We start from the raw sequence: 8,312 nt of genomic DNA, 5'->3' as shown, positions 1-8,312 counted from the left end.
CAGCCGCGAACAGAGCTGGCCCAGTGAGTGAGCGGGCTGGTGTCGACCGGGGCCTCGACGATCGACGGTGGACTGTCGCGGAGCGGGTGGCCGAGGCGGTCCGGCGGCGGTTTCCGGCTGATGTGCTCGCGATCGCTGTGCACGGGCCGTTGGCGCACGGTGACGACGACGGCGGCGGGGACCGGGAGGCGGGGATGCTCGTGGTCACCTATCGGCCCGGGGCCGGGCCGCCGCCGGCGACCCGACGGGTGGACGGGGTGCTCGTCGATCTGACGGTGGCCTCGGCCGAGGACTACCTGGCTCAGGCCCGGGTGCTCTCCCCGCTGTGGCCGTTGACCGCCGACCGGTACGTCACCACGCAGGCGTTGCACGATCCGACGGGCTGGTTGCGGACGCTGCGCGACGAGCATCTGGGTCGGCTGGCTCGGGCGCGGCCGGCGGAGTTCAGCACCGCGGCCCGGCAGGCGTGGTACAGGGGTAGTGCGGCGCACTCCCGGGCGGCGCGGCTGGCCGAGTGGTACGAGACCGATCAGGCCCTGCTGATGCTCGGTGAGGCCCGACTGGCGGCGGCAACTGTGACGGGTCTGTTGAGTCGCACCTATTTCCGTGACCCGGGTGACGCGGTGCGCCGCACCGCATTAGCCGGTGCGGACATGACCGAGGTGGGCGTGGTGCTGGCCCGGCAGGCCGAGGAGCTGGCGGCTCGTGGTCGTGCGGTCGACGGCACTGTCGACGAGCTGCTCAGCATCTGAGGCGTGTCACAGCCCGCCGGGTACGCCGATGAGCGAGCCGATCAGGTAGGTGGCGCCGGCCGCGGCGGCACCGAGCAGAAGCTGGCGCAGCCCGCTGGTCCACCAGGGACGTCTGGTGAACCGGGCCACCACGGCACCGGCGGCGAACAGCCCGAGCCCGCCGACGGCGAGCGCCAGCCACAGTTCGGTGGCGCCGAGCAGGTACGACAACAGCGGAACCAGCGCGCCGACGGAGAAGAACACGAACGACGAGATCGCGGCGGCCCACGGGCTGGGCTGGTCGTCGGGGTCGACGCCCAACTCCTCGCGGACGTGCACCCGCAGCGCCTCCTCGGGGTCGCGCCGCACCGCCTCGGCGACCTGGGTGGCGAGGTCGCGGGGCAGGCCCCGGGCCACCCACGCGTCGGCCAGTTCCCGGGCCTCCGCCTCGGGGTGCCGTTCCAGTTCCCGCCGCTCCTTGGCGACCTCGGCGGCGACCTGCTCGTTGGCGGAGCGCACGCTCGTGTACTCGCCGAGCCCCATCGAGATCGCCCCGGCCACCAGGCCGGCGCTGCCGGTGAGCACGATGCTGCGCGGCGACACCCCGCCACCACCGACGCCGGCGATCAGGGCGATGTTGGTGACCAGGCCGTCCATCGCGCCGAAGACGGCCGGGCGGAGCCAGCCGCCGGAGACGTCCGCGTGGTGCGCCTCGCGCAGCGCCGCCGGGGTGTCGATCACGGCGCCCGCGACTGCTGGACTCCGCTTCGCCGCGTTCCTCGCGCTCACGGCGCCTGCTGCTGTTCGCGACTGCGGGACTTCGCTTCGCTGCGTTCCTCGCGCTCACGGCGCCTGCTGCTGTTCGCGACTGCGGGACTTCGCTTCGCTGCGTTCCTCGCGCTCACGGGAGGGTCAGGATCTCGTGGCCGTCGTCGGTCACCACGATCGTGTGCTCGAACTGCGCTGTCCACTTCCGGTCCTTGGTGACCACTGTCCACCCGTCGTCCCACATGTCGTACTGGTAGGTGCCGAGGGTGATCATCGGCTCGATGGTGAACGTCATGCCCGGCTCCATGATGTCGGTGGGGCGCGGGCTGTCGTAGTGCGGCACGTAGAGGCCGCTGTGGAAGGCCTCGCCGATGCCGTGGCCGGTGAAGTCGCGGACGACCCCGTACCCGAACCGCTTGGCGTACGACTCGATGACCCGACCCACGACGTTGATCTGGCGGCCGGGGGCGACGGCGCGGATGCCGCGCATCATCGCCTCGTGGGTCCGCTCGACGAGCAGCCGGGCCTCGTCGCTGACCTCGCCGACGCAGAAGGTGGCGTCGGTGTCACCGTGCACCCCACCGATGTACGCGGTGACGTCGACGTTGATGATGTCGCCGTCCTGGATGACTGTGGTGTCCGGGATGCCGTGGCAGATGACCTCGTTGAGGCTTGTGCAGCAGGACTTCGGGAAGCCCTTGTAGCCGAGCGTCGACGGGTACGCGCCGTGGTCGCAGAGGAACTCGTGGACCACCTTGTCGATCTCGTCGGTGGTCACGCCGGGCTTGCAGTGTTCGCCGGCGAGCTGGGTCGCCTGGGCGGCGAGCCGGCTGGCGATCCGCATCTTCTCGATGGTCTCCGGCGTCTGCACGTGCGAGCCACGCCACTCCCGGGGGCGCTGCTTGCCCACGTACTCCGGTCGGGCGATCTGGGGTGGCACCTGTCGCATCGGGGAGAGCGTGCCCGGTGTCAGCGGCGGACGGACGGTCATGCCGTCAAGCCTATCGCCGGGGCCGCCGGTGACCCGCGCCACGGCCGCCCGCTGGAGGTTGTTGCCCAGCCAGAGTGGCTGTGCCATGGTGTCAGCGTGGATCAAGGGGGAGCACCGCCCGTCTTCTCCGCGAGCGCCGAGATCGACGGTGACCACCTCCACGTGGTGGTGGCCGGTGAGGTCGACATGGCGACCGCGGACACGATGCTCCAGACGGCGCTGCGCGAGCCCGCCCGGGAGATCACTCTCGACCTGAGCGCTGTCACCTTCTTCGACTCGGCGGCCATCCACGCCCTGGTCCGGTTGGCCCAGCAGTTCCCGGGAAAGCTCACCGTTCGTCCGTCCCGGCAGGTCCGCCGGGTGTTGGAGATCTCCGGTCTCGGCGAGCAGAGCTGGCTCGATCCGGCCTGAGGGCGACGTCACACGTCCCGACCGGGCCCCGTCGGGCGCGCTCAGTCCTGCAACTGCCGGCGCAGCGTGACCTCGGTGCCCTCGTCGGTACGCCGTACCGACAGCTCGCCCAGCGCTTTGATCAGAGCCAGACCGCGGCCGCGGAAACCGGACCCGGTCGACTCCCGCCACTGCCCGCTGTCGCGCACCGTGGCCGTCACCGCCCGATCCTCGATGGCCACCTGCACACTGATCATGGCCTCGGCGGGGTGGATCGGGTGCTCGATGGCGTTCGCGGCGGCCTCGGAGACGGCGACGGTCAGGTCGAACCGGTCGGTCTCGCCGACGGAGTGGGCGATCAGGAAGTCCTCCAACCGCTTCCGCAGCACGCTGAGCCGGGTGGGGTCCGCCGGGAGCCGCAGCGCGAAGCGGTTCAGCTCCGTCGCCTCCAGGGCGAGGACCGCCACGTCGTCGCGGCGCGGCCGTCCGGTGACCCGCTCGACGACCGCGTCGATCAGGTCCACCACATGCTCGCTGGGGGTGGCCGCGTCGACGCGGAGTTGGGCCAGGGAGGCGTCGATGCCGAGCTGGCGGTCCTCGATCAGCCCGTCGGTGTAGAGCAGCAGTCGGGTGCCGGCCGGCAACTCGCCCTCGGCCGTGTCGTAGGTCATGCCGGGGAGGGCGCCGACCGGTGGACCGAGCGCCCGGTCGTGCAGGAACACCACGTCGCCTCCGGCGATCAACAGTGGGGACGGGTGACCTGCGCTCGCGTATCGCAGCCGACCGGTGCGGGGGTTGAACAGCAGGCAGACCACTGTCGCGAAGGAGCCCCCCTCGGTGGAGCCGACCAGGTGGTTGAGCCGGGTCAGCGACTCACCCGGGTCGAAACCCTCGAGCACGTACGCCCGCAGCGCGTTGCGCAGTTGCCCCATCGCCGCGGCGGCCCCGACGCCCTTGCCGACCACGTCCCCGATGACCAGCACCACCTCGCCGTTCAGCGCGATCGCGTCGTACCAGTCGCCGCCGACCTCGACCTCGGCGCTGCCGGGCAGGTACCGGCTGGCCAGCACCGTGCCGGGCAGGTGGGGCAACGACCGGGGCAGCAGGCTGTGCTGCAGGGTGGTGGCGATGCGGTGTTCCGCCTCGTAGAGCTGGGCGTTCTCCAGCCGCACCCCGACGAGCCGGGCCAACTGGGTCAGCGCGGCGTCGTCGGCCTGCGCCTCGTCGCCGTCGGTCCGCCAGACCTGCAACTCACCGAGCTGCCTGCCGGCGGTGCCGGTCAGCGGGGCCACGAACGACGGGTCGGTGGCGGTGGTGCCGCCGCCGTCCGCCTCGAAGCGCGCCTCGGCCGCGGTGACCATCACCCGGGCCGCCTCGGCGAGGCTCAACGCGTGCCGGGCGGCGACCTGGAGCACGTCGGTGGTGGATCGGGCGGTGTTCACCGCCACCGCCGCGTCGGCAAGCGCCCGGAGTCGGCGGATGATCTGCCCGCGTAGCTGGCCCAGCTCCACGTTGGCGCGCACCCGGGCGATCAGCTCCTGCGCGGAGAACGGTTTGGTGAGGTAGTCGTCGGCGCCGACGGCGAGACCGGCGACGGCCTCCGCGGAGCCGGCGCGGGCGGAGAGCAGCACGATCGGCACATGCCGGGTACGCGGGTCCGCGCGCAGCGCGCTGACCAGGCCGAACCCGTCCAGCCGGGGCATCATCACGTCGGTCAGCACCAGGTCGAACCCGCCCTCGCGAGCCAGTGGCAGGGCTTCGAGCCCGTCGGTGGCGGTGACCACGTCCCAGGTCGGGGAGAGCAGCCGACTGACGTGCTCCTGGAGGTCGGCGTTGTCGTCGACGACGAGGATCCGGCCAGCCGAGGTTTCCTTCTCCGGCTGACGGTCCAACACCGGTGTCGGCGCGACACCCACCCACAGCGCGGTCTCCGCCACGAAGAGTCGGGCCTGCTCGGGCTCACCCACCGGCCGCTGGTCGAACGCCACGACCCGGTCCGCCGGCAGATGCGTCGAGCCGAACGGGACGGTCACGGTGAAGGTGCTGCCCTCGTCGACCTGACTCGTCAACCCGACCTCACCGCCGTGCATCTCGGCCAACTCGCGAACCAGGGCGAGGCCGATGCCGGTGCCCTCGTGGCTGCGGGCCCGCACCCCGGGCACCCGGTGGAACCGTTCGAAGACGTGCGGCAGCTCGTCGGGCACGATGCCGACGCCCGTATCGGTCACCTCCAGCCGGGCTCCGCCCCGCACGGCTCGGATCCGCACCCGGATCTCACCGTCGAAGGTGAACTTGACCGCGTTCGACACCAGGTTGAGGACGATCTTCTCCCACATGTCCCGGTCGACGAAGACGGGTGTCGACAGCGGCGGACAGTCCACCACCAGGCGCAACCCGGCGCGGTCGGTGGCCGAGCGGAAGGTGCTGGCCAGCCGGCCGGTGTAGTCGGCGAGGTCGGTGGGCTGGTAGCGGGCGGCGAGCCGACCGGACTCCAGCCGGGAGAAGTCCAGCACTGTGTTGACCAGCTTGAGCAGGCGCAACGCGTTGCGGTGCATCATGGTGAGCTGGCCGGTCACGGTGGCGGGCAGCTCCGGGTCGGCGAGCATGTCCTCCAGCGGGCCGAGCACCAGGGTCAGCGGGGTACGGAACTCGTGGCTGACGTTGGCGAAGAAGTTGGTCTTCGCCCGGTCCAGCGCGGCCAGCTCGGCGGCGCGGGCCCGTTCCTGCTCGTACGCCCGGTGGGTGCCGACCGCCCGGGAGAGCTGGGCGGCGACGAGGCCGAGGAAGTCCCGGTAGTCGTCGCCGAGCGGCAGCTGACGGGCCACGCCGACGACGAGCACGCCGACCGTCTGGTTGGTGGCAGTGAGCGGCAGCACGAGGGCCTGATCGGCGGCGTCGACCGGCGGAGCGTCGAGCAGAGCGGCCACGTCGACGGTGGTGGGCGTGGCGTCGTCCAAGCTGGCCAGCAGCCGCGACGCGACGTCGGCGTCCGGCGGGGTGGCGCCGGTGTGACCGGCCAGGGTGAGCTGGTCACTGTCGTCGGCCAGGTAGATCAGGGCGAACGGCACGTCCTCCCGGTGCCGGCCGAGAACCTCGGCGGCGGTGCCGCCCAGGTGCGCGGCGCTGCCGACGTCGCTCAACTCGGCGGCCAGCTCGGACAGCGCCCGCAGCCGGCGCTCACCGAGCACCCGCCCGGTGGTCTCACTGACGATGCAGTAGACGCCGCTGACCGAGCCGTCGTCACCGCGGATCGGGTCGTACGAGATGTCGAAGTAGGTCTGTTCGACGAAGCCGTGGCGGTTGATCAGGAAGGGATGGTCCTCGCCCCGGTAGGAGCGGCCGCTCTGCCGGACGCTGTCGAGCAGCGGACCGAGCGCCGTCCAGGTCTCCGCCCAGTTCGCGCGAGCCGGTTGGCCGATGACGTCCGGGTGTTTGTCACCGATGGTCGGCCGATAGGCGTCGTTGTAGAAGGCCAACTGATCGTCGCCCCAGAACATGACGATCGGCGCGCTGGAGGCGAGCATCATCCCGACCGCGCTGGTGAGCGCCGGGGGCCACTGCGCCGGCCCGCCCAACGGCTCGGAGGACCAGTCGAAGGAGGCCAGCCGCTCGCCCATCTCGCCGCCGGCCGAGAACGCGGCCGCCAGCATCGGAGGAGTCTGCCGGCTGGACAGGGCTGGATGCCCGAAGTCCGCGCCCCCCTGGGCCGAGCTCATGCAGCCTCCCGCCCCGGCCGTACCCCTCGACCGTTGATCTTCACCCGCCGTGCTCCGACTTGTACCCCAGCGGACCAGCAACGTAACGCATCAGGGGCGACGGACGCTGTTCACGGACGTCTCGGCCGTCGGGCACCGGACGGTGCGGGTGGACGGCGAGGTCGAACGGCGGTGGCCGGAGCGCCCTGACGAGTCAGAAGACCGGCAGGCCGTCGATGCTCGCCGCGTTCCTGGTGGCCCGGTAGACGACCAGATCGTCGGTGCTGCGGCGGGAGTGTGAGGTGACTAACAGATCGCGGTCGGCCCGGAAGTCCATCAGTGGCACCGCGTATCCGCAGGAGTCACTGACCCGCTCCACCTCGACAGTGATGACCGCCCGGACGGCGTGCACGTCCGGCGGTGCCGGAAACTCGGCGAGCCGATCGGCGAAGGCGCCGTCGGTGACCGCGACGCTGCTGCCCCGACCGTGCAGTCGGACGATCTTCGGCGGGCCGTCGAAGGCACAGAACATCAGCGTGATCCGGCCGTTGTCCCGCAGGTGGGCGATGGTCTCCGCCCCACTGCCGTGATAGTCGAGGTAGGCCACCCGGTGCGGGTCGAGGACCACGAACGTGCCGCGCATGCCCTTCGGCGACAGGTTCACGTGCCCCTCGGCACCGGACGGGGCCGTCGCCACGAAGAAGAGCGGCTGGGCCTCGATGAAGTCACGCAGGCGACTGTCGATCTCCGGATAGACCTTGCCCATGCGCCGATCCTTCCACCGGTGCCACCGACGGGCGGGAGCGATCTCCGTCACACCCGCGCCGGCGGGCGGCCCGCACCAGCGCCGTGATCGGCAGCGGGTCCGACTCGTTCTCCGGATGCCACTGCACCCCGAGCACGAACGGCAGGGCCGGGTCCTCCACCGCCTCGACCACCCCGTCCCCCGCCCAACCGGTCACCGTGAGCCGGCCCGGGTCGGCGACCGCCTGGTGGTGGTACGAGTTGACCCGGTCGACCCCCGCCAGGACCGAGGCGGCCAGGCTCCCCGGCGCGAACCGCACCGCGTGCGCCCCGTACACGCCGGGCGACGGACGGTGCTCCTCGTGACCCACCACATCGGGCAGGTGCTGGTGCAGGGAACCGCCGTACGCGACAGCAAGCAACTGCATCCCCCGGCACACCCCCAGCACCGGCAGGTGGGCAGCGAGCGCGGCGGCCAACACTGTCAACTCGCCGGCGTCCCGGTCCGGCCGGTCCTCGGTCCGCGGGTCGGGCGGCTGACCGTACCGCCCGGGGCCGACGTCCGCGCCACCTGCCAACAGCAACCCGTCGAGGACCGCCACCACGTCAGCGTCCACGTCGTCGGGCGGCAGCACCACCGCCCGTCCACCCGCGGCCGTCACCGCCCGCGTGTACGCCTCCGGCACCAGCACCGCCCGCACCCCCCGCCAGGCGGCCCAGTCGGCGGGTTCGACGTACGCGCTGACCCCGATCAGCGGCCGCACAGAGTCGACCCCCTTCGCGACTGCGGGACACTCCAAAACACGCCCCGGCTCACCGGGCTGGCACCGTTCGGCCACTGCGGGGCTCGCAAACCCGGCTCACTCCTCGCGCTCACAGGGCTGGCACCGTTCGCGACTGCGGGGCTCGCAAACCCGGCTCACTCCTCGCGCTCACAGGGCTGGCACCGTTCGCGACTGCGGGGCTCGCAAACCCGGCTCACTCCTCGCGCTC

The 8,312-nt window shown here is 71.9% G+C and carries 7 protein-coding genes; 2 read left to right on the top strand and 5 right to left on the bottom strand.

Translation table 11 applies throughout. From position 1 onward, the window contains the following. Nucleotides 1-23 precede the first annotated feature (23 nt). The gene (locus ABZ406_RS28605) at nucleotides 24-752 is read left to right on the top strand and encodes a nucleotidyltransferase domain-containing protein (protein ID WP_357768218.1); all 729 of its coding nucleotides are present in this window, start codon (nucleotides 24-26) and stop codon (nucleotides 750-752) included. Between the two features lie 6 nt (nucleotides 753-758). Here the strand turns inward: ABZ406_RS28605 and ABZ406_RS28600 are convergent, their stop codons facing one another. After that, entirely contained in the window at nucleotides 759-1,472 is a 714-nt protein-coding gene (locus tag ABZ406_RS28600) for a VIT1/CCC1 transporter family protein (protein ID WP_357768215.1), read from the bottom strand. Between the two features lie 160 nt (nucleotides 1,473-1,632). Next, nucleotides 1,633-2,490: a type I methionyl aminopeptidase gene (map, locus tag ABZ406_RS28595; protein ID WP_357768212.1), complete on the bottom strand. Its 858-nt coding sequence runs from the start codon at nucleotides 2,488-2,490 to the stop codon at nucleotides 1,633-1,635. 96 nt (nucleotides 2,491-2,586) lie between these two features. Here map and ABZ406_RS28590 point away from each other — a divergent pair, with 96 nt between their 5' ends. Continuing rightward, nucleotides 2,587-2,901: an STAS domain-containing protein gene (locus ABZ406_RS28590; protein ID WP_357768133.1), complete on the top strand. Its 315-nt coding sequence runs from the start codon at nucleotides 2,587-2,589 to the stop codon at nucleotides 2,899-2,901. Between the two features lie 41 nt (nucleotides 2,902-2,942). On the opposite strand, the gene ABZ406_RS28585 is transcribed toward ABZ406_RS28590, so the two are convergent. The 3 genes from ABZ406_RS28585 to ABZ406_RS28575 form a co-directional block, all read right to left on the bottom strand. Beyond that, nucleotides 2,943-6,596 (bottom strand): SpoIIE family protein phosphatase, encoded by a 3,654-nt coding sequence (locus tag ABZ406_RS28585; RefSeq protein WP_357768130.1) that lies wholly within the window; start codon nucleotides 6,594-6,596, stop codon nucleotides 2,943-2,945. Nucleotides 6,597-6,789: 193 nt separating this feature from the next. Next, nucleotides 6,790-7,341: a pyridoxamine 5'-phosphate oxidase family protein gene (locus tag ABZ406_RS28580; RefSeq protein ID WP_357768127.1), complete on the bottom strand. Its 552-nt coding sequence runs from the start codon at nucleotides 7,339-7,341 to the stop codon at nucleotides 6,790-6,792. Then, nucleotides 7,301-8,083, bottom strand: coding sequence for a gamma-glutamyl-gamma-aminobutyrate hydrolase family protein (locus ABZ406_RS28575; protein WP_357768124.1), 783 nt, complete (start codon nucleotides 8,081-8,083; stop codon nucleotides 7,301-7,303). Before ABZ406_RS28575 ends, ABZ406_RS28580 begins: the two co-directional genes overlap by 41 nt. Between the last annotated feature and the right edge of the window lie 229 nt (nucleotides 8,084-8,312).

Source organism: Micromonospora sp. NPDC005710 (genome assembly GCF_040630995.1).
Taxonomy (GTDB): domain Bacteria; phylum Actinomycetota; class Actinomycetes; order Mycobacteriales; family Micromonosporaceae; genus Micromonospora.
Note: the sequence above shows the minus strand (reverse complement) of the source record. Positions and strands in the feature narration are given on the sequence as shown.